The following is a 19,757-nucleotide window of genomic DNA, read 5'->3' as shown; positions in this document are numbered from 1 at the left end:
CCGCAAGCGGGAGAGGGGGCGCAGTTTCTTCGTGGCCGAAGCTCAACCTGAATTCATCACCAATGGAAAGCCTAGAAGCTCGCGCCCTTTCGCTTCAAGCCGCGCCGGTTTATACAAAAAAATGATATAATCGCCGCAGCCGGAAACGTGGCTCGGAACGCACAGGAACCCAGCTTGGAACTGCACCAGCTTCGCTGCTTCGTCGCGGCTGCCGAGGAACTGCATTTCGGCCGTGCGGCGCAGCGCCTGCAGATGATGCCGTCGGCGCTGGGCCGCCACATCAAGCTCTTGGAAGAGGATCTCGGGGTACGGCTGTTCGCGCGCACCACGCGCGCGGTGTCGTTGACCGAGGACGGCTCTTTGCTGCTGCGCGAGGGCCGCGCGCTGCTCGGCCGCGCCGAGGCGATCGAGAACGGCTTTCGCCGCCGCCTGCGCAAGCCACAGGCGCGGCGCTTCCGGATCGGCGCGATCGACAGCGCCGCGGCCGGCCTCTTGCCGCCGTTGCTGCGCGACGTTCGCGCCGCCTATCCGGACGTCGCGGTGCAACTGCTCGAGGAGAAGACCATCCGCCTGCTGCCGAAGCTCTTGTCGGGCGCGCTCGACCTTGCGTTCGTGCGCCCGCCGGAGCGGCCCGACCGGCGCATCGAGTTTGTCCCGCTGCTGCAGGAGACCGCCGTGGTGGCGCTGTCGCACAAGCACGCACTGGCGCGGCGCAAGCAGATCGTGCTGCCCGACATCGCGGATCAGCCCTTGATCGTGCCGGAGCGCCGCTCGCGGCCGCACAGCCACGATCTGACGACAAAACTGTTCGACGAGGCCGGGCTGACGCCGCGCATCCAGGAGATTGCCGACGAGAAGCAGACCATCGTCAACATGGTCGCAGCGCGGCTCGGCGTCGCCATCGTGCCGCGCTGGACCGCGCGGATGGCGATCCCCGGCGTCCGCTTTGTGCCGCTCCGCCTGAAGCGCGGCAGCAGCGCCGGCCGGCTGCCGCTCGCCGCCGCCTGGCTCAAAGGCTCCCGCGATCCGGTCCGCGACCAGGTGATCGCGGTGCTCCAGGCACGGTTGAAGAGTTACGCGCGCGAGGCGTGAGGGCGCTTCGTTGCGTGATGCCTCGACGGCCGATGAATGATTTTGGCCGGTTGACCTAGGTCAACACAACCTGCGCCGGCCAGGGTGAGCGTGCCCGGCATGGCGAAGCGTCAAGACTGGGTCATGATCGCAGGGTGCGTCGCTACCGCTTTGGCGGTGGTGGCGCTCGTCGCCCTTTTCTCTGCCTGAGCTGCGTCGCCCCCGTAATGTTACGGGGGTATTAAGCTAAGCCACGGAGATAACTCGGTAATTCCTAAAGCTCGAACACCGCTGGCACAAACTGCACTGGCTTGCCGAGTTCCTCCCGGCATAGCTTCCCCTTCCAACGTAGGGCGGCGTTATGGGCAACCTACTTTACAGCGTGTTTGTCGTGCTGATGGGGCTAAGCCCGGTCATCCTCATGGCGATTGCCATGTTCCTATATTGAGGGCCGGGGCTGTGTCTTTCGGCGTGCCAACCACCAATCCGCTCCGCTGGCGTGCTTAGTGAACAAATCCGCGATGCCTTAACCTGGTGAAAGGTTGGTGTCAGCGCGGGCGTGTACGCTCGCGCCCATGAATCGGGACCTGCTGTATTTCCGTCTCTCGCTCGTCTGGATGGCGATCACCGCTGCCATGCTGGTCTATGTGCTGGTCGCATAGGGGCTGTTTCTCCGTCACCGAAGGTCTTCCGCCGGTATTTTCCTCACGCGCCAATCGAAAACATGTCGCGAGAATGGCGAAGCTACGTCACCACTAAGCTGTCATCGCCCGGCTCGACCAAGCGATCCAGTACATCCCGTCATCCTGAGGTGCGAGCTCTTGCGAGCCTCGAAGGATGCACGGCCACCGGCCGGGCCGTCGCCCTTCGAGGCTCGCTCCGCTCGCACCTCAGGATGATGGGATGGGCAGCTTTGGGTCTAGCTCGCATAGACAAGCTGGTAGACAAGCGACTTGCCCCCGCCGCAGCTCAAATCTCCCCCGGTTTTGCGGACCGGCCATGAGTTCCTCGTTTGTAGACTCGCGTTATGTTATAATATAACAGTCGTTCCATGGCGCATACGCACACCCACGAGCACCACAATCACGGCCACGCCCCCCACGGGCACAGCCACGCCCCGCACGCGCATCCGGCGCAGGCCGCGCACTGGTCGATCCTGCGCATGCCCGTGCCGGCCCGGCTGCTCGCGGCGCTTGCGGTCAGCGCTTGCCTGTGGGCGGTCGTCTGGCTGGCGATGAGGTGAGACCCGTGGCTGCTCTTGTTACCTTCCGCGACGTCACGCTCGGCTACGACCGCCACCCGGCGGTGCATCATCTCAATGGTGCCGTCGAGGCGGGTGCGCTGCTCGCCGTGATCGGCCCGAACGGCGCCGGCAAGTCGACCCTGCTGCGCGGCATCGCCGGCGTGCTCAAGCCGCTGTCCGGCGTGATCGATCTCGACGGGCTGGATCACCGCGACATCGCCTATCTGCCGCAGTCTGCCGACATCGACCGCAGCTTCCCGATCTCGGTGTTCGACTTCGTCGGCACCGGGCTATGGCGTTCGACCGGCTTCTTCGGCGGCATCGGCAAGGCCGCGCGCGAGAAGATTTTGGCGGCGCTCGCCGCGGTCGGCCTCAACGGTTTCGAGAACCGGCCGATCGGCACGCTGTCGGGCGGCCAGACCCAGCGCATGCTGTTCGCGCGCGTGCTGTTGCAGGACGCCCGCCTGATTGTGCTCGACGAACCCTTCAACGCCATCGATGCCAAGACATCAGCCGATTTGTTGGCGCTGGTGAAGCGCTGGAACGGCGAGGGGCGCACGGTGCTGGCGGCGCTGCACGACCTCGACATGGTGCGCAACAATTTCCCGGAGACGCTGCTGCTGGCGCGCGGCCCGGTGGAATGGGGACCGACCGCCGAGGCGCTGACGGCCGACAATCTGATGGTCGCGATGCGGATGTGCGAGGCGTTCGACGACAGCGCCGCGGCCTGCGCCGCCGATCCACGCTCGCGGGCCGCCTGACGCCGATGCTGTCCGACGCGCTGGTCACCCCGTTCACCGAATTCGAGTTCATGCGCCGCGCGCTGGCGGCGGTGATCGCATTGTCGCTCGGCGGTGCGCCGATCGGCGTGTTCCTGATGCTGCGGCGGATGAGCCTGGTCGGCGACGCCATGGCGCATGCGATCCTGCCGGGGGCTGCGATCGGCTTCCTGCTGTCCGGGCTCAATCTGTTCGCGATGACGACCGGCGGCCTGATCGCCGGCTTTGCCGTGGCGCTGCTCGCGGGCCTCGTCGCCCGCACCACCGAATTGAAGGAGGACGCCTCGCTCGCGACCTTCTATCTGGTCTCGCTCGCGCTCGGCGTCACGATTGTTTCGATCAAGGGCACCAATATCGACCTGCTGCATGTGCTGTTCGGCAACATCCTGGCGATGGACGACCAGACGCTGCTGGTGATCGCGTTCAACGCCACCCTCACGCTGCTGGTGCTTGCGGTGATCTATCGCCCGCTGGTGATCGAATGCGTCGATCCGGTATTTTTGCGCACCGTGAGCCGGGCCGGCGCTCCGGCGCATCTCGCCTTCCTCGCGCTCGTCGTGGTCAACCTCGTCAACGGCTTCCACGCGCTCGGCACGCTGCTCGGCGTCGGACTGATGATCCTGCCCGCGGGCATCGCGCGGTTCTGGTCGCGCGACATCACCACCATGATCTGCATCGCGGTCGCGAGCGCGATTGTGTCGGGTTATGCCGGGCTGGTGCTGTCGTACCAGACCCGGATTCCTTCCGGTCCCGCGATCATCCTGGTCGCGGCGGGGCTCTATATTGTGTCGCTGCTGTTCGGCAATGTCAGCGGCCTGGTGCGGCAGCTGTTTCCCGGCCGCCATCTCGAGGCGTGAGTACGATGCGGCGATTGTTCGGTTTGATTGGTCTGGCGCTGCTGCTGGCGAGCGGACCGGCGCGCGCCGCGGAGCGCATCAATGTCGTCGCGAGCTTCTCGATCCTCGCCGACATGGTGCGCAATGTCGGCGGTAATAATGTCGACGTGACGGCGCTGGTCGGGCCCGACGGCGATGCCCATGTCTACGCGCCGACGCCGGCAGACGCCAAGAAGGTCGCCGACGCCAAGCTCGTGGTCATCAACGGCCTCGGCTTCGAAGGCTGGATGCCGCGGCTGCTGCAGGCTTCGGGCAGCAAGGCGTTGGTCGCGGTGGCGACCAAGGGGATCATGCCACGGAAAATGGGCGGCCATGACGACCCGCATGCCTGGCAATCCGTGGCCAATGCGAAGATCTACGTCGTCAATATTCGCGACGGGCTGATCACCGTGGCCCCCGACCAGGCGGCCATCTTCAAGGCCAATGCCGACGCCTATCTGGCCAAGCTGGAGGCGCTCGACCGCGAGGTGCACGAAGCGGTGGCGCGCGTGCCGGAGGCGCGGCGCAAGGTGATCTCGACCCACGGCGCCTTCGGTTATTTCGCTGATGCCTACGGGGTCACGTTCTTCTCGCCGCTCAGCGTGTCCACCGATTCCGAGCCCAGCGCGCGCGATATCGCCGCGATCATCGCCCAGATCAAGCTTGCGAAAATTCCGGCAGTTTTTCTCGAAAATATCAGCGATCCCCGCCTGATCGAGCGGATCGCGGCCGAGACCGGCGCCCGGGTCGGCGGTACCCTGTATTCGGACGGTTTGACGGCCGAAAAGGGCGATGCACCCACTTACATTGATATGGTCAGGCACAATATAAAGGCCCTGACCAGCGCGCTCGCCGAGTAGGGCAGGGGCCTCCTTGCCGGGTTGAGTGCCGTGATTCAAGTTCCTTCGGAGTTGTTATGGCTGAAGCTTCGCAAAAAATTCCTGTGACCGTGCTGACAGGCTATCTCGGCGCCGGCAAGACCACGCTGTTGAACCGCATCCTGTCGGAAAACCACGGCAAGAAATACGCCGTCATCGTCAATGAATTCGGCGAGATCGGCATCGACAACGACCTCATCATCGGCGCCGATGAGGAAGTGTTCGAGATGAACAATGGCTGCGTGTGCTGCACCGTGCGCGGCGACCTCGTCCGCATCATGGACGGCCTGATGAAGCGCAAGGGCAAGTTCGACGCCATCATCGTCGAGACCACCGGCCTTGCCGATCCGGCGCCGGTCGCGCAGACCTTCTTCGTCGACGAGGACGTGCAGAAGAACGCCCGGCTCGACGCGGTCGTGACCGTCGCCGATGCCAAATGGCTGAGCGACCGCCTCAAGGACGCGCCGGAAGCCAAGAACCAGATCGCGTTCGCCGACGTCATCGTGCTGAACAAGACCGACCTGGTCTCCAAGCCCGAGCTCGCCGAGGTCGAAGCCCGCATCCGCGGCATCAATCCCTATGCCAAGCTGCACCGCACCGAGCGTTGCCAGGTCGGGCTGACCGATGTGCTGGAGCGCGGCGCGTTCGATCTCGACCGCATCCTGGAGATCGAGCCCGATTTCCTCGAGGCCGGCGACGATCACGACCATGATCACGATCATCACCCCCATGACCATGATCATCACCACCACGATCACGACCATGGCCATGGCGGGTTGAAGCATTATCACGACGAGGACATGCAGTCGCTGTCGCTGCGCTCGGAGAAGCCGCTCGACCCGACCAAGTTCATGCCCTGGCTGCAGCAGCTCGTCGCCACCGAGGGCCAGAAGATCCTGCGCTCGAAGGGCATCCTCGCCTTCACCGGCGATGACGACCGCTACGTGTTCCAGGGCGTCCACATGATGCTGGAGGGCGACCATCAGCGGAAATGGAAGGACGGCGAGAAGCGCGAGAGCCGCGTCGTGTTCATCGGTCGCGAACTGCCCGAGCAGGCGATCCGCGACGGCTTCGAGCAGTGCATCACCACGTGATGAAAGAGTTCGATCCGGGCGAGGCCCCTTCTTCCATCGTTTCGATCACCGACCGCGTCAAGCCGCTGCCGCTCGGCGCAGCGGTGAGCTCGGTGCATTTCCTCGGCGACCGCGCGTTCTTCGTCGGTGCCGAGGAGGGTGTTGCGATCGCGACCGCCGACGGCGAGATCACACGGACGCAGACGCATTTCGGCGCCATCCTGTGCGCCGCCTCCGACGGCAAGCGGCTCGTCACCGGCGGTGACGACGGCAAGCTGATCGCGATCGACGCCAAGGGTGAGACCTCTGTCATTGCGACCGACGCCAAGCGGCGTTGGATCGACAATGTCGCGCTGCACAGCGACGGCACCGTGGCGTGGTCGGCGGGCAAGACCGCCTTCGTGCGCAATCCCAAGGGCGAAGAGAAAACCTTCGAGGTGCCGTCGACCGTCGGCGGGCTTGCTTTTGCGCCGAAGGGCCTGAGGCTCGCGATCGCGCATTACAACGGCGTGACCTTGTGGTTTCCCAACATGGCGGCCAATCCGGAATTTCTGGAATGGGCCGGCTCGCATCTCGCCGTCATGTTCAGCCCGGACAACAAATTCCTCGTCACCGCGATGCACGAGCCCGCGATGCATGGCTGGCGGCTCGCCGACAACCGGCATATGCGGATGAGCGGCTATCCCGGCCGCGTCCGCTCGATGTCATGGAGCGTCGGCGGCAAGGGGCTCGCGACCTCGGGCGCCGATACCGTGATCGTCTGGCCGTTCACCAGCAAGGACGGGCCGATGGGCAAGGAGCCGGCGATGCTGGCGCCGATGCCGGCGCGGGTCGCGGTGGTCGCCTGCCATCCGAAGAACGACATCATGGCGGTCGGCTATGCCGACGGCACCGTGCTGATGGTCCGCCTAGAGGACGGCGCCGAGATCCTGGTGCGCCGGAACGCCGGCACGGCGGTGTCGGCGCTCGGATGGAATGCCAAGGGCACGCTGCTCGCCTTCGGCACGGAAGATGGTGACGCGGGCATCGTGGAAATGTAAGAGATCGCGGCAGACGAAGCGTTTTCGAGCGAAGAAAACGCGTCAAAAGACGAAGCTCGCGCCGGGGCAGCGCCATGCGGTTTCTCACGACATTCCAGCTCGCCGACTTCATCGACACGCTGGTCAGCCTGACCACGGCCTTTGTGCTCGGCACCCTGATCGGCGCCGAACGGCAGTACCGGCAGCGCACCGCGGGCCTGCGCACCAATGTGCTGGTCGCGGTCGGCGCTGCCGCCTTCGTCGACCTCGCAATGCATCTGGCCGGCGCCGACGGCGCGGTGCGGGTGATCGCCTATGTGGTGTCGGGGATCGGCTTCCTCGGCGCCGGTGTCATCATGAAGCAGGGCATGGACGTGCGCGGCCTCAACACCGCGGCGACGCTGTGGGCCTCGGCCGCGGTCGGCTCCTGCGCCGGTGCCGACCTCGTGGCGCAGGCGGCGGCGCTGACCGTGTTCGTGATCGCCGGCAACACGCTGCTGCGTCCGCTGGTCAACGCCATCAACCGCATCCCGCTGAACGAGAAGGCCTCGGAGGCGACCTACTATTTCAAGCTCGCCGTGACTCCCGAGGCATTGCCCGACATGCGCGACCGCCTGGTCGAGAAGCTGGAGGCCGCGGACTATCCGGTCGCCGATGTCGACGTGGTCGAGGCCGGCGACGACTTTCTCGAGATCGTGGCGACGCTGGTCTCGACCGCGGTCGAGCCCAACGAATTGAACGCCGTGGTGGTCGATCTGCAGCATCAGCCCGGCGTGCGGCACGCGACCTGGGAGGTCAGCACCACGGATTGAGCCGAGGTTCCCGCAGGCGCCGCTTCGGAACCATGCCGTGGCAGGATCGTTGACCTCGCGGACAGGACGGGGTGAACGAGATGGCTGCGGATCGGATCAGGCTGCGAATCGACATGCTGATCGCCTCGACGCTGGTGGCAGCGGGCGTTGCGATCGCGGTGCTTTCGCTGCACGCAATCAATGCGACCCCGCCGCAGGAGATCGCGCAGGCGACCCAGCCGCTGCAACCGACGCCGATGCCCGAGCCGCAGAAGACGGCGCCGCCGGCCGAGTCGAAGCCGGGCGGCGAGCGGCCGACCACGCCGGCGCCGCAGCCCGCGCGTCCCGACGACGAGGCACAGAAGTCCGGCGCCAAGCCGGTGCTGCCGCCCGCGCCCGCGGAGAAGACCGCGCCGCCGATCGAGAAAAAGTAGGCACGCCGCGGCCCGCATTGTGACGCGGATTTGACGGACGCTGCCGATTATACGGTCTCGCCTCCGCCGCCGACGCCCTCCATAATCTGTCGTCTTGCCAACGACAGATGGGGCCTGCCATGAAGATCGAGGACGTCCGGCGCACCGCCTATTCGATGCCGCTCACCAACCCGTCGTTTCCGCCGGGGCCCTACCGGTTCTTTGACCGCGAATATTTCATCATCACCTACAAAACCGACCCGGAAGTGCTCGCCGCCGTGGTGCCGGAGCCGCTCGAGGTCGCGGAGCCGGTGGTGAAGTACGAGTTCATCCGCATGCCGGACTCGACCGGGTTCGGCGACTACACCGAGACAGGGCAGGTGATTCCGGTTCGTTTCAGGGGCGAGGAGGGTGCCTACACCCACGCGATGTATCTCGACGATGAAGGTCCGATCGCCGGCGGCCGCGAACTGTGGGGATTTCCGAAGAAGCTGGCAAAGCCCAGGATCGAGGTCGAGAGCGACGTGCTGGTCGGCTCGCTGCATTACGGCTCGGTGCTCTGCGCCTCCGCCACCATGGGCTACAAGCACCGCAAGGTCGACCTCGACACCGTGCTGAAATCGATGACAGCGCCGAACTTCATTCTGAAAATCATCCCGCATGTCGACGGCAGCCCGCGGATCTGCGAGCTGGTGCGGTTTCATCTGGAAGACATCACGCTGAAGGAGGCCTGGACCGGTCCCGCCGCGCTCGGGCTGTTTCCGCATGCGCTGTGCGACGTCGCCCGCCTGCCGGTGCGCGAGGTGGTCTCGGCGCTGCATTTCAAGGCGGACCTGACGCTCGGCCTCGGCTCGGTCGCGTTCGACTACATGGCGAGATGACGAAGTCATTCAGGCGTCGCGTCAGCGATGAACAATGGTGCGCACTCGCGCACCGGAGAATCTCGCGCGACAATTTCGAGATCCCGGGTTTGCGCGCCTGAGCGCGCATCCCGGGATGACCTTTCGGGTCAGCGCACCAGAATATTCTTGAACTGCCAGGGATCGCTGGTGTCGATATCTTCCGGGAACAGTCCCGGACGATCCGTCAGCGGGGTCCAGTCGGTGTAGAAACCCTTCACCGGGCCGAGATACGGCAGCTGGATTTCCAAGAGACGATCGAAGTCCATCTCGTCGGCCTCGACGATGCCTTCGTTCGGGTTTTCCAGCGCCCACACCATGCCGCCGAGCACGGCGGACGTCACCTGCAGGCCGGTGGCGTTCTGATAGGGCGCGAGCTTGCGGGTCTCCTCGATGGAGAGCTGCGAGCCGTACCAGTAGGCATTGTTGTCATGACCGAACAGCAGGACGCCGAGCTCGTCGATGCCATCGACGATTTCGTTCTCGTCGAGGATGTGGTGCTTCTCCTGCATCTTCGCTGCGCGGCCGAACATTTCATGCAGTGACAGCACGGCGTCGTCGGCCGGGTGATAGGCATAGTGGCAGGTCGGCCGATAGATCGCCGTGCCCGATGCGTCACGCACCGTGAAGTAATCGGCGATCGAGATCGACTCGTTGTGGGTGACGAGGAAGCCATACTGCGCGCCGCGGGTCGGGCACCAGGTGCGCACGCGCGTGTTGGCACCGGGCTGCATCAGATAGATCGCTGCGCCGCAGCCGGCTTCGTGGGTATGGGCATTCTCGGGCATCCATTTCTCATGGGTGCCCCAACCGAGTTCGGACGGCTGCACGCCTTCCGACAGGAAACCTTCCACCGACCAGGTGTTGACGAAGACGTCAGGCTCTTTCGGCGACTTGGAGCGCTGGGTGTCGCGTTCGGCGATGTGGATGCCCTTCACACCGGCCTGCCGCATCAAGTCCGCCCATTCGGCCTTGGTCTTTGGCTTCGGGGCATTGAGCTTCAGATCCGCGGCGACATTGAGCAGCGCCTGCTTGACGAAGAATGAGACCATGCCGGGATTGGCGCCACAGCAGGAGACGGCCGTCGTCGAGCCCGCGGGGCGCGCCTTCTTGGCGGCCAGCGTCACTTCGCGAAGCGCGTAGTTGGAGCGCGCTTCCGGGCCCTTCGACGAATCGAAATAAAAGCCGAGCCAGGGCTCGTTGACGGTGTCGATGTAGAGAGCGCCGAGTTCGTTGCAGAGCTCCATGATGTCGGTCGAGCCGGTATCGACCGACAGATTGACGCAAAAGCCCTGGCCGCCGCCTTCAGTGAGCAGCGGGCTCAGCAGGTCGCGATAATTGTCCTTGGTTACGGCCTTCTGGATGAATTTGACGTTGTGCTTCTCGCAATGCGCCTTGCGGCCCTCGTCCTTGGGGTCGATCACGGTAACGCGCGACTTGTCGTAATCGAGATGCCGTTCGATCAAAGGCAGCGTGCCTTTGCCGATCGAGCCGAAGCCGATCATGACAATGGGACCTGTGATCTTCGCGTAGATCTGCGAGGCGGGGCTCATCATTTTCTCCAGGAGAGTGCCTAGCGGCGGATAGAGTGGATCAGGGGTTGCGACGCTTCGCGGTGACTTCGATCTCGACCTTCATCTCAGGCTTGTAGAGCCCCGCGACGATCAGCATCGTTGCGGCCGGGCGGATGTCGCCGAGGACCTCGCCGCAGACCGCGAAATGGGCATCCACGTCACGGGCATCGGTGAGGTAGTAGGTCGCGCGAACGATGTCGGCCATCGCAAAGCCTCCCTCCTTGAGGGCGGCCTCGATGGTCTTGAAGCAGTTCCGTGACTGGCTCGTGACATCTGACGGCATGGTCATCGTGGCGTAGTCATAGCCGGTGGTTCCCGCGACGAAGGCGAAGTCGCCGTCGATCACGGCGCGGCTGTAGCCGGCGGTCTTCTCAAAGGGCGAGCCGGTGGAAATCAGGCGGCGGGACATCTGGACCTCGACGAAAAAATGGCTTTGCGCGGGGTTTACGGGCATTTTTACCGCCCGCGCAACCCCTTGGTTCAGGCCTGGCGCGGCCGGCGTTAGTGGGACTGCAGCGTGGTGTCGGGCGGCGATGGCGGCGTGCCGGTCCAGCGCCGGACCAGGATATCCCTGACGATCATCACCGAGATCAGGATCAGCATGACCGTGGTGACGAGGCCGCGCCAACGCGGGCGCGCGCGGTCGGTGATGGGAAGGTGCCCCGACATGACGGCCCGCCTTACGCCGCGTGCGGCACGGCGAGCGGTGCCTTCCGGGTCCGGGATCGCGTCCGCGATGCCTTGGCCTCGGGCATGATCACGCCGGTCGGCGTGATCATGCCCCAGGCGCCGTCCAGCGCGCCGGCGACAAGCTCGACGCCGAGCAGTCGCTCGCGCTCGAACGTGCCAGGCAGCGACAGCTCGCCGGTCTTGGCGGCGGTGAAGCCGAAGCGGGCGTAGTAGGGCGCATCGCCAAGCAGGATCACGGCGCCGTGGCCGCGTGTCTTCGCGACAGCCAGCGCGCGCTGCATCAGCGCGGCGCCGACGCCGAGGCCGCGGCAGTCGTCGTCGACTGCCAGCGGCCCCAGCATCAGCGCGCTGCGGCCCCCCGCGCTGACGTGCCACAACCGCACGGTTCCAACCAGCCGGCCGTCCTGGCGCACGGCCGCAAGGCTCAGGCCTTCGGCGGGCGCGCGTCCGTCGCGCAGGCGCTGGCAGGTGCGCGCATGGCGATTATAGCCAAAGCAGGCATCCAGCAGCGCTTCGCGTGCGACGACGTCCGAGCCACGCTCCGCACGGATCGCGAACGGGGCGGCATCTCGGATGAGGGCAACGGGGGTGTTCCGTTTTGCAGTCATGGCACGTCAGTCCCCGCTTGCAACGGCATGTCGTACGCCGCGGCAAGCGTCGTTCAGGAAAATCAAAAATGATCGGGGAGGAGCCGGCGGGGCCGGCTCCCGGTTTATCGAGCCTCGAAAAGGAGGCGGGTCAGATGTGGTAGGTCTTCAGCGGCGGAATGCCGTTGAACGCCACCGACGAGTAGGTCGACGTATAGGCGCCGGTGCCTTCGATCAGCAGCTTGTCGCCGATCTCGAGCGTCACCGGAAGCGGATACGGCAGCTTCTCGTACAGCACGTCGGCAGAGTCGCAGGTCGGGCCCGCGAGCACGCACGGCGTCATGTCCGCCCCGTCATGCGGGGTGCGGATGGCGTAGCGGATCGATTCGTCCATCGTCTCGGCGAGACCGCCGAACTTGCCGATGTCGAGATAGACCCAGCGGACCTCGTCCTCATCGCTCTTCTTCGAGATCAGAACGACTTCGGTCTCGATGATTCCGGCATTGCCGACCATGCCGCGGCCCGGCTCGATGATCGTCTCCGGGATCTGGTTGCCGAAATGCTTGCGCAGCGCGCGGAAGATCGACCGGCCATATTGCAGGACCGGCGGAACGTCCTTGAGATACTTGGTCGGGAAGCCACCGCCCATGTTGACCATGGTGAGGTTGATCCCGCGCTCGGCGCAGTCACGGAACACGGTCGACGCCATCGCCAGCGCGCGGTCCCACGCCTTCACCTTGCGCTGCTGCGAGCCGACATGGAACGAGATGCCGCACGGCTCCAGACCCAGGCGCTTGGCGAGGTCGAGCACCTCGACCGCCATCTCCGGGTCACAGCCGAACTTGCGCGACAGCGGCCACTCGGCGCCGGCGCAGTCATAGAGGATGCGGCAGAACACCTTGGCGCCGGGAGCGGCGCGGGCGACCTTCTCGACCTCGGCGGCGCAGTCGACCGCGAACAGGCGAATGCCGAGCGCGAAGGCACGCGCGATGTCGCGCTCCTTCTTGATCGTGTTGCCATAGGAGATGCGGTCCGGCGTCGCACCGGCGGCCAGCGCCATCTCGATCTCCGCGACGGTCGCGGTGTCGAAGCAGGAGCCGAGCGAGGCCAGCAGCGACAGCACTTCGGGCGCAGGATTAGCCTTCACCGCGTAGAACACGCGGCTGTCCGGCAGCGCCTTCGCGAAGGTCTGGTAGTTGTCGCGCACGACTTCGAGGTCGACGACGAGGCACGGCTCGGTGTCGAGACCATCCTGGCGGCGGTTGCGCAGGAATTCCTGGATACGTTCAGTCATGGCACTCTCCAACGGCCCCAGCGACGGGATCCGCATCAACGTGACGTCGGGTAAGAGCGCTTCGGCCACATCGCGCGATGGAGGCGCGTTGAGGCCAAGAGACTCAAACCAGACTGTGCTGCCGTGGATTGGTTGGGAGAGTTTCCCGCCCGCTCACCTGGCAATGAAGGACAAGCCTTTTCAGTAGCCCGGGCCGGCGTTGGACCGCCGGTAGAGACCAAAAAAGCCCGATCCGTCGTTGCTTTAAGTCGCGTCCCCCGTTGAGAGCGGGGTGCGCCGGTTCGCCTCCGGCTGCCAGTCACGGTTGCAAAGAGTGGTGAGACCTTCAACGGCATCCCTGGAGAGAGATGCTGGCCGCCTCGTGTCCTGATGGACGTAAGCGACCCTCGGTTCTTCCACCCCTTGGCGGCTGTCCGGCCTCTTGTCCGGATACCTACCGACTGACACACGACCACAGGCACGTGCGAAATTGGGCAAGGCAGGAAATAAGTCTTTTGACTTCGCGGCGCAAGAATTTTTTTGCGATAGCGGCAAATTTCCCTAACGCGTGTTTGCGATGTCGCGCGCAGCACGCGTCGGAGGCGCTGAAGATGAACGGCTGTTAAGAATGACTAACGAAGCGTGTGTGCGTTTTAGCCCTGTGCCGCAGCGCTTTCTTGAATCGCTCAAAGCTCACGCGCGACGCGTGAACGGCTCGACGCGCTGCGCGGCGCGGATGAAGGCGATCATGATCAAGACGCCGATGCCGAACAGCACCGCCTGCAGGATGTGCGCGGCGACGTCGTCGAGCCCAAGCAGGATCGCGAGCGCCCAGCCGCCGGCGAACGCCGCGCCGAACACTTCCGCGCCGATCAGGATCGCCGCCGAGATCACAGTGATGACGCTCGGCCAGACGATGGTGCGGTTGCCTGAGGTGGAGGGCTGCATGGTCATGGAATAGGTCCTGTTCAGGGGGCGCAATCTCTCCGAAAAGTGCCCATCTATCAAGCGCAAAAGGCCCAAAAATGCCGTATCGCGTGATATAGATTGGGCAGCATTTTCAAGGCGAAAAACGGGACATTCGATGTCAGGAACCAGCGCAGACGCCAAGGTCGAGACTTTGGCCAACCCCCTCCTGAAGGCATGGCAGACGCCGCTCGAGACGCCGCCCTTCGCCGAGATCAAGCCGGAGCATTTCCTGCCCGCTTTCGAGCAGGCCTTCGCCGATCATTCGGCGGAAGTGACTGCGATCACCCACGATCCGGCGCTGCCCGACTTCGACAACACCATCACGGCGCTGGAGCGCTCCGGCAAGCTGCTGTCGAAGGTCTCGGCGGTGTTCTACGATCTGGTCTCGGCGCATTCGAGCCCGGCGATTCTGGAGATCGACAAGGAAGTGTCGCCGAGAATGGCGCGGCACTGGAATCCGATCATGATGAACGCTGTGCTGTTTGGCCGCATCGCCATGCTGCACGAGAAGCGCGCCTCGCTCGGCTTGACCGGCGAGCAGATGCGGCTGCTGGAACGCACCTACACCCGCTTCCGCCGCTCCGGCGCCGGCCTCGACGATGCGGCAAAGGCCCGCATGGCCGAGATCAACGAGCGCCTCGCCCATCTCGGCACCTCGTTCAGCCACCATCTGCTCGGCGACGAGCAGGAGTGGTCCATGGAGCTCGGCGAGGACGACCGCGCCGGTCTCTCCGACACATTTGTGGCGGCTGCCAAGGCTGCGGCGGAAGAGCGCGGCATGCCCGGCAAGGCGATCGTGACGCTGTCGCGCTCCTCGGTCGAGCCGTTCCTGCAAAGCTCGTCGCGGCGCGATCTGCGCGAGAAGGTCTACAAGGCCTTCACGGCGCGCGGCGACAATGGCAACGCCAACGACAACAACGCGACCATCGTGGAGATCCTGAGACTCCGCGAGGAGACCGCCAAGATCCTGGGCTTCCCGACCTACGCCGCCTACCGCCTCGAGGATTCCATGGCGAAGACGCCGGAGGCCGTGCGCGGCCTCTTGGAGCGGGTCTGGAAGCCGGCGCGGGCGCGGGCGCTCGCCGACCGCGACGCGCTGCAGGCGCTGATCGCGGAGGAGGGCGGCAATTTCACCTTGGCGTCCTGGGACTGGCGCTACTACGCCGAGAAGCTGCGCCAGCGCCGCGCCAATTTCGACGATTCCGCGATCAAGCCCTATCTGGTGCTCGACCACATGATCGAGGCCGCGTTCGACTGCGCCACCCGCCTGTTCGGAGTCACCTTCGAGGAACGCAAGGACGTCCCGGTCTGGCATCCAGATGTCCGGGTCTGGGAGGTCAAGGGCCGCGACGGCCAGCACAAGGCGCTGTTCTACGGCGACTACTTCGCGCGGCCGTCAAAACGTTCCGGCGCCTGGATGACCTCGCTGCGCGACCAGCAGAAGCTCGACGGCGCCGTCGCGCCGCTGGTGATCAATGTCTGCAACTTCGCCAAGGGCGCCGACGGCGCGCCGTCGCTGCTGTCGCCCGACGATGCGCGGACCCTGTTCCACGAGTTCGGCCATGGCCTGCACGGCATGCTGTCCAACGTGACCTATCCATCGCTGTCCGGAACCAGCGTGTTCACCGACTTCGTCGAGCTGCCCTCGCAGCTCTACGAGCACTGGCAGGAGCGGCCCGAGGTGCTGCAGCGCTTCGCCCGCCACTACCAGACCGGGGAGGCGCTGCCGGACGACCTGCTCAAGCGCTTCCTCGCCGCGCGCAAGTTCAACCAGGGCTTTGCCACCGTGGAGTTCGTCTCGTCCGCTCTGGTCGACCTCGAATTCCACACCCAGCCGGCGGCGGCGAGCTGGGACGTCCGCGCCTTCGAACAGAAGGAGCTGGAGAAGATCGGCATGCCCGCCGAAATCTCGCTGCGGCACCGGCCGACCCAGTTCGGCCATATCTTCTCCGGCGACCACTATGCCTCCGGCTATTACAGCTACATGTGGTCGGAGGTGATGGACGCCGACGCGTTCGGCGCCTTCGAGGAGGCCGGCGACATCTTCGATCCCGCGACCGCCAAGCGGCTGCATGACGACATCTATTCGTCGGGCGGCTCGCGCGATCCCGAGGAGGCCTATGTCGCCTTCCGCGGCCGCGAGCCCGAGCCGGACGCGCTGCTGCGCCGCCGCGGCCTGCTCGAGACATCAGAGGCGGCCTGACGGTGCGGCCGTCCCTCAACCGGCTGATTGCCGGGCTCGTGCTCGCGGTGTCCGTCGTGCTCGGCACGGCGGCCGCCGAGGCCCATCCGCATGTCTGGATCGTCGCCAAGAGCGAGCTGATCTACGCGCCCAACGGCACCATCACCGGGGTCCGGCACGCCTGGACGTTTGACGACATGTTCTCGACTTACGCGCTGCAGGGCATCGAGACCAAGGTGAAGGGTGCCTACAGCCGCGAGGAGCTGGCGCCGCTGGCGCAAACCAATGTCGAGTCGCTGAAGGAATACGCCTACTTCACCTTCGCCAAGGGCGACGGCAAGAAGCAGAAGTTCACCGAACCGGTCGACTACTTCCTCGAATACAAGGATTCGGCGCTGACGCTGCACTTCACTTTGCCGCTGAAGACGCCGTTCAACGCCAGGCAACTCTCGCTCGAAGTGTTCGACCCGACCTATTTCATCGACTTCCAGTATGCCGAGAAGGAGCCGGTCAAGCTGGTCGGCGCCGCGGCGGACTGCAAGATGCAGTTCGAGCGGCCGAACAGTGACGGCACCGCCGCCGCGCAGAAACTCGGCGAGCAGACCTTTCTCGACGGTGGCAACGGCAATTTCGGCATGATGTTCGCCAACAAGGTCTCGGTGGAGTGCCCATGACGCCGATCGTCTCGCGCATGACGCGCGGCCTCGCCGTGTCCGCTGCCGTGCTGGCGGCATTTGCGCTGCTCGATGGCGCCGTTCATGCGCTGCTCGCGCAAAACCCGTTCGGTGCGCCGCGCGCTCCCGAGCCGCAGGGCGGCCTGGTCGGCTGGCTGCTGGCGAAGCAGTCGGAGTTTTACCGCGAGATATCGCAGACCATCCGCGCCGCAAAATCCGACGGCTCGGCGGTCTGGACGCTGCTCGTGATCTCCTTTGCCTATGGGATTTTCCATGCCGCCGGCCCCGGCCACGGCAAGGCGGTGATTTCCTCCTACATGGTCGCCAACCGCGAGACCGCGCGGCGCGGCATCGTGTTGTCGTTCGCCTCGGCGCTGATGCAGTCGGTGGTCGCCGTTCTCATCGTGGGCATCTGCGCGTGGCTGCTCAACGCGACGGCGAAGACCATGTGCGGGGCGGAGAAGGCGATCGAGATCGCAAGCTACGCGCTGATCGCGGCGTTCGGCGCCCGGCTGGTCTGGGTCAAGGGCGGCGGCTTCTTCCGCGCGCTGCAGATGCCGCGCCCGGCGCTGGCGATGGCCGGCGCGCATCAGCACGATCACGACCATCATGACCACGATCACCACGACCATGGCCATGATCACCATCATCGTCACGCGCATGACGATCATGGCCATCATCATCACGGCCACGATCACGGTCATGACGCGCAACACGTCCATGACGAGCATTGCGGCCATTCGCACGGGCCGACGCCGGCCGAGCTTGCCGGTCCTGGCGGCTGGCGGCGGGGGCTCGGCGCGATCTTGACCGTCGGGATCCGGCCCTGCTCGGGCGCGATCCTGGTGCTGGTGTTCGCGCTGGCGCAGGGCCTGTTCTGGGCCGGCATTGCCGCGACCTTCGTGATGGGGCTCGGCACCGCCATTACGGTGGCGGCGATCGCGCTGGTCGCGGTGTCGGCGCGCGGCGTGGCGGAGCGGCTGAGCGCGGCGCGCGACGGCGGCGGCATGGTCATCATGCGCGGCCTGGAGTTCGCCGCCGCGGGCCTTGTGCTGCTGTTCGGGCTCGGCCTGCTGTTCGGCTACGTCGCGGCCGAGCGGGCGACGTGTTTGTAGAGCCCCACTCCAGGTAATCCGTCATCCCCGCGCAAAGGCGAAGCCTTTGCGCGGGGATGACGGGGAGGGGAGCGGATTCGCGGCTCAACTCGTCAGATATCCCCTGATCGCCGGCAGCAGGAAGATCGCGATGTTGATCGCGAAGCCGATGCTCCAGAGGATCGAGCGCAGCGTCGGGCGGTTGCCGATATAGGTGAAGACGTAGGCGATCCGCACGATCAGGAACAGCACAGCGAGCTCGTCGATCAGCCGCAGCGGGCCGACGCGGAATTCGGCGAGCAGCACGGCGAAGGCGAAGAACGGGAAGGCCTCGATGCCGTTCTGGTGCGCGCCGAGCGCCCGCGAGCGGATCGGGTCGTCGTAGAAATCGGGATCGCGCGGCCTGGCATTGTCGAAGCTGCGGAAGCCGGTCCACTTCACCGATACGATCGTCAGCAGCGAGAGCATCAGCGTCCCGAAGACGCACCATTCGGCGATCGTCATGGTTCCCCCTTATTCCGCACGGGAACGTAGCCAACCCGCACTCGGCTTGACAAGGTTGGAGCAACGCGCGAAGCCCAAAGCTCCCAAGCGAAGGATATCTAGCGCAAGGCCATCATGAGCACGGTGATCCCCTTCGACAGCGCGAAGCCTGCGGCGGCGCCGAAGCCGGAACGCGTCGGCGTGCTCCTGGTCAATCTCGGCACGCCCGATACGGCGGATGCCGCCGGCGTGCGGGTCTATCTCAAGGAATTCCTGTCCGATCCGCGGGTGATCGAGGATCAGGGCCTGCTCTGGAAGCTGATCCTCAACGGCATCATCCTGCGCGTCCGGCCGGCCCGCAAGGCGCGCGACTATCTGAAGATCTGGAACACCGAGAAGAACGAGTCGCCGCTGAAGACCATCACGCGCTCGCAGGCCGACAAGCTGGCGGAGGCGATCGCCGATCACGACCACGTCGTGGTCGACTGGGCGATGCGCTACGGCAACCCTTCGATCAAGGAGCGCATCGAGGCGCTGGCGGCGCAGGGCTGCGGCCGGCTCCTGGTGGTGCCGCTCTATCCGCAATATTCCGCCGCGACGTCGGCGACCGTCTGCGACGAGGCGTTCCGCGTGCTGGCCGGCATGCGCGCGCAGCCGATCCTGCGGGTGACGCCGCCTTACTACGACGATCCCGACTACATCGAGGCGCTCGCGGTCTCGATCAATGCGCATCTTGCGACCTTGGCGTTCCAGCCCGAGATCATCGTCGCCTCGTTCCACGGCATGCCGAAGGAATATGTCGACAAGGGCGATCCGTATCAGGCGCAATGCATCGCCACGACCAATGCGCTGCGCAAGCGGCTCGGGCTCGATGCCAACGGGCTGATCCTCACCTTCCAGTCGCGCTTCGGCAATGCCGAGTGGCTGCAGCCCTATACCGACAAGACGGTCGAGAAGCTGGCCAAGGACGGCGTGCGGCGCATTGCCGTGGTGACGCCCGGCTTCTCCGCCGATTGCCTGGAGACGCTGGAGGAGATCGCGCAGGAGAATGCCGAGATCTTCCGGCACAATGGCGGCGAGCAGTTCGCGGCGATCCCCTGCCTCAACGACAGCGACGGCGGCATGGACGTGATCCGCCAGCTCGTGCTGCGCGAGCTTCAGGGCTGGATCTGATTGTTAACGATCAGTGA

General features: G+C 65.3%; 21 protein-coding genes. 14 read left to right on the top strand and 7 right to left on the bottom strand.

The window, feature by feature from the left end:
- Positions 1-174 precede the first annotated feature (174 nt).
- The 10 genes from QJT82_RS21605 (at position 175) to QJT82_RS21560 (ending at position 9,023) form a co-directional block, all read left to right on the top strand.
- Positions 175-1,092 (top strand): LysR family transcriptional regulator, encoded by a 918-nt coding sequence (locus tag QJT82_RS21605; RefSeq protein WP_028341370.1) that lies wholly within the window; start codon positions 175-177, stop codon positions 1,090-1,092.
- Positions 1,093-2,122: 1,030 nt separating this feature from the next.
- Positions 2,123-2,314, top strand: a complete 192-nt coding sequence (locus tag QJT82_RS21600; RefSeq protein ID WP_028341369.1) for a hypothetical protein — start codon at positions 2,123-2,125, stop codon at positions 2,312-2,314.
- 5 nt (positions 2,315-2,319) lie between these two features.
- Positions 2,320-3,075 (top strand): ABC transporter ATP-binding protein, encoded by a 756-nt coding sequence (locus QJT82_RS21595; RefSeq protein WP_028341368.1) that lies wholly within the window; start codon positions 2,320-2,322, stop codon positions 3,073-3,075.
- A gap of 5 nt (positions 3,076-3,080) precedes the next feature.
- Positions 3,081-3,950, top strand: coding sequence for a metal ABC transporter permease (locus QJT82_RS21590; RefSeq protein ID WP_028341367.1), 870 nt, complete (start codon positions 3,081-3,083; stop codon positions 3,948-3,950).
- Positions 3,951-3,955: 5 nt separating this feature from the next.
- Positions 3,956-4,828 (top strand): metal ABC transporter substrate-binding protein, encoded by an 873-nt coding sequence (locus tag QJT82_RS21585; protein ID WP_028341366.1) that lies wholly within the window; start codon positions 3,956-3,958, stop codon positions 4,826-4,828.
- Between the two features lie 56 nt (positions 4,829-4,884).
- Positions 4,885-5,940 carry a GTP-binding protein gene (locus tag QJT82_RS21580; RefSeq protein ID WP_028341365.1) on the top strand — a complete coding sequence of 352 codons (1,056 nt, stop codon included), beginning with the start codon at positions 4,885-4,887 and terminating at the stop codon, positions 5,938-5,940.
- Positions 5,940-6,959 carry a hypothetical protein gene (locus QJT82_RS21575; protein ID WP_028341364.1) on the top strand — a complete coding sequence of 340 codons (1,020 nt, stop codon included), beginning with the start codon at positions 5,940-5,942 and terminating at the stop codon, positions 6,957-6,959. Before QJT82_RS21580 ends, QJT82_RS21575 begins: the two co-directional genes overlap by 1 nt.
- A gap of 74 nt (positions 6,960-7,033) precedes the next feature.
- Positions 7,034-7,750, top strand: coding sequence for an MgtC/SapB family protein (locus QJT82_RS21570; protein ID WP_028341363.1), 717 nt, complete (start codon positions 7,034-7,036; stop codon positions 7,748-7,750).
- An 80-nt stretch (positions 7,751-7,830) separates the two neighbouring features.
- Positions 7,831-8,163 (top strand): hypothetical protein, encoded by a 333-nt coding sequence (locus QJT82_RS21565; RefSeq protein ID WP_028341362.1) that lies wholly within the window; start codon positions 7,831-7,833, stop codon positions 8,161-8,163.
- A 119-nt stretch (positions 8,164-8,282) separates the two neighbouring features.
- On the top strand, positions 8,283-9,023 hold the full coding sequence (locus QJT82_RS21560) for an acetoacetate decarboxylase (RefSeq protein WP_028341361.1): 741 nt from the start codon (positions 8,283-8,285) through the stop codon (positions 9,021-9,023).
- 128 nt (positions 9,024-9,151) lie between these two features.
- Here the strand turns inward: QJT82_RS21560 and QJT82_RS21555 are convergent, their stop codons facing one another.
- From QJT82_RS21555 to QJT82_RS21530, 6 genes are all read right to left on the bottom strand, one after another.
- Positions 9,152-10,594: a homospermidine synthase gene (locus QJT82_RS21555; protein ID WP_028341360.1), complete on the bottom strand. Its 1,443-nt coding sequence runs from the start codon at positions 10,592-10,594 to the stop codon at positions 9,152-9,154.
- A gap of 40 nt (positions 10,595-10,634) precedes the next feature.
- Complete coding sequence (locus QJT82_RS21550) at positions 10,635-11,024, bottom strand: RidA family protein (RefSeq protein ID WP_028332860.1); 390 nt, start codon at positions 11,022-11,024, stop codon at positions 10,635-10,637.
- 92 nt (positions 11,025-11,116) lie between these two features.
- Positions 11,117-11,284, bottom strand: a complete 168-nt coding sequence (locus QJT82_RS21545; RefSeq protein WP_196238176.1) for a hypothetical protein — start codon at positions 11,282-11,284, stop codon at positions 11,117-11,119.
- A gap of 11 nt (positions 11,285-11,295) precedes the next feature.
- Complete coding sequence (locus QJT82_RS21540) at positions 11,296-11,913, bottom strand: N-acetyltransferase (protein WP_028341359.1); 618 nt, start codon at positions 11,911-11,913, stop codon at positions 11,296-11,298.
- A 130-nt stretch (positions 11,914-12,043) separates the two neighbouring features.
- Entirely contained in the window at positions 12,044-13,186 is a 1,143-nt protein-coding gene (locus QJT82_RS21535; RefSeq protein WP_016842601.1) for a type III PLP-dependent enzyme, read from the bottom strand.
- 672 nt (positions 13,187-13,858) lie between these two features.
- Entirely contained in the window at positions 13,859-14,113 is a 255-nt protein-coding gene (locus tag QJT82_RS21530; RefSeq protein ID WP_085970589.1) for a hypothetical protein, read from the bottom strand.
- Between the two features lie 136 nt (positions 14,114-14,249).
- Here QJT82_RS21530 and QJT82_RS21525 point away from each other — a divergent pair, with 136 nt between their 5' ends.
- From QJT82_RS21525 to QJT82_RS21515, 3 genes are read left to right on the top strand one after another with little or no spacing between them, the layout of a single operon-like run.
- Complete coding sequence (locus tag QJT82_RS21525; RefSeq protein WP_028341357.1) at positions 14,250-16,337, top strand: M3 family metallopeptidase; 2,088 nt, start codon at positions 14,250-14,252, stop codon at positions 16,335-16,337.
- 2 nt (positions 16,338-16,339) lie between these two features.
- The gene (locus QJT82_RS21520) at positions 16,340-16,990 is read left to right on the top strand and encodes a DUF1007 family protein (RefSeq protein ID WP_035631767.1); all 651 of its coding nucleotides are present in this window, start codon (positions 16,340-16,342) and stop codon (positions 16,988-16,990) included.
- Positions 16,987-18,105, top strand: coding sequence for a nickel/cobalt transporter (locus QJT82_RS21515; protein ID WP_196238175.1), 1,119 nt, complete (start codon positions 16,987-16,989; stop codon positions 18,103-18,105). Before QJT82_RS21520 ends, QJT82_RS21515 begins: the two co-directional genes overlap by 4 nt.
- 84 nt (positions 18,106-18,189) lie before the next feature.
- Here the strand turns inward: QJT82_RS21515 and QJT82_RS21510 are convergent, their stop codons facing one another.
- Positions 18,190-18,588, bottom strand: coding sequence for an MAPEG family protein (locus QJT82_RS21510; protein WP_016842609.1), 399 nt, complete (start codon positions 18,586-18,588; stop codon positions 18,190-18,192).
- Positions 18,589-18,702: 114 nt separating this feature from the next.
- On the opposite strand from QJT82_RS21510, the gene hemH reads away from it, so the two are divergent.
- The gene (hemH, locus tag QJT82_RS21505; RefSeq protein WP_028341354.1) at positions 18,703-19,740 is read left to right on the top strand and encodes a ferrochelatase; all 1,038 of its coding nucleotides are present in this window, start codon (positions 18,703-18,705) and stop codon (positions 19,738-19,740) included.
- Positions 19,741-19,757 lie beyond the last annotated feature (17 nt).

The sequence above is a fragment of the Bradyrhizobium sp. Mp19 genome (genome assembly GCF_029952935.1).
Taxonomy (GTDB): Bacteria; Pseudomonadota; Alphaproteobacteria; order Rhizobiales; family Xanthobacteraceae; genus Bradyrhizobium; species Bradyrhizobium elkanii.
The sequence above is the reverse complement of the archived record's forward strand: the minus strand, read 5'-3'. Positions and strand labels throughout refer to the sequence as shown.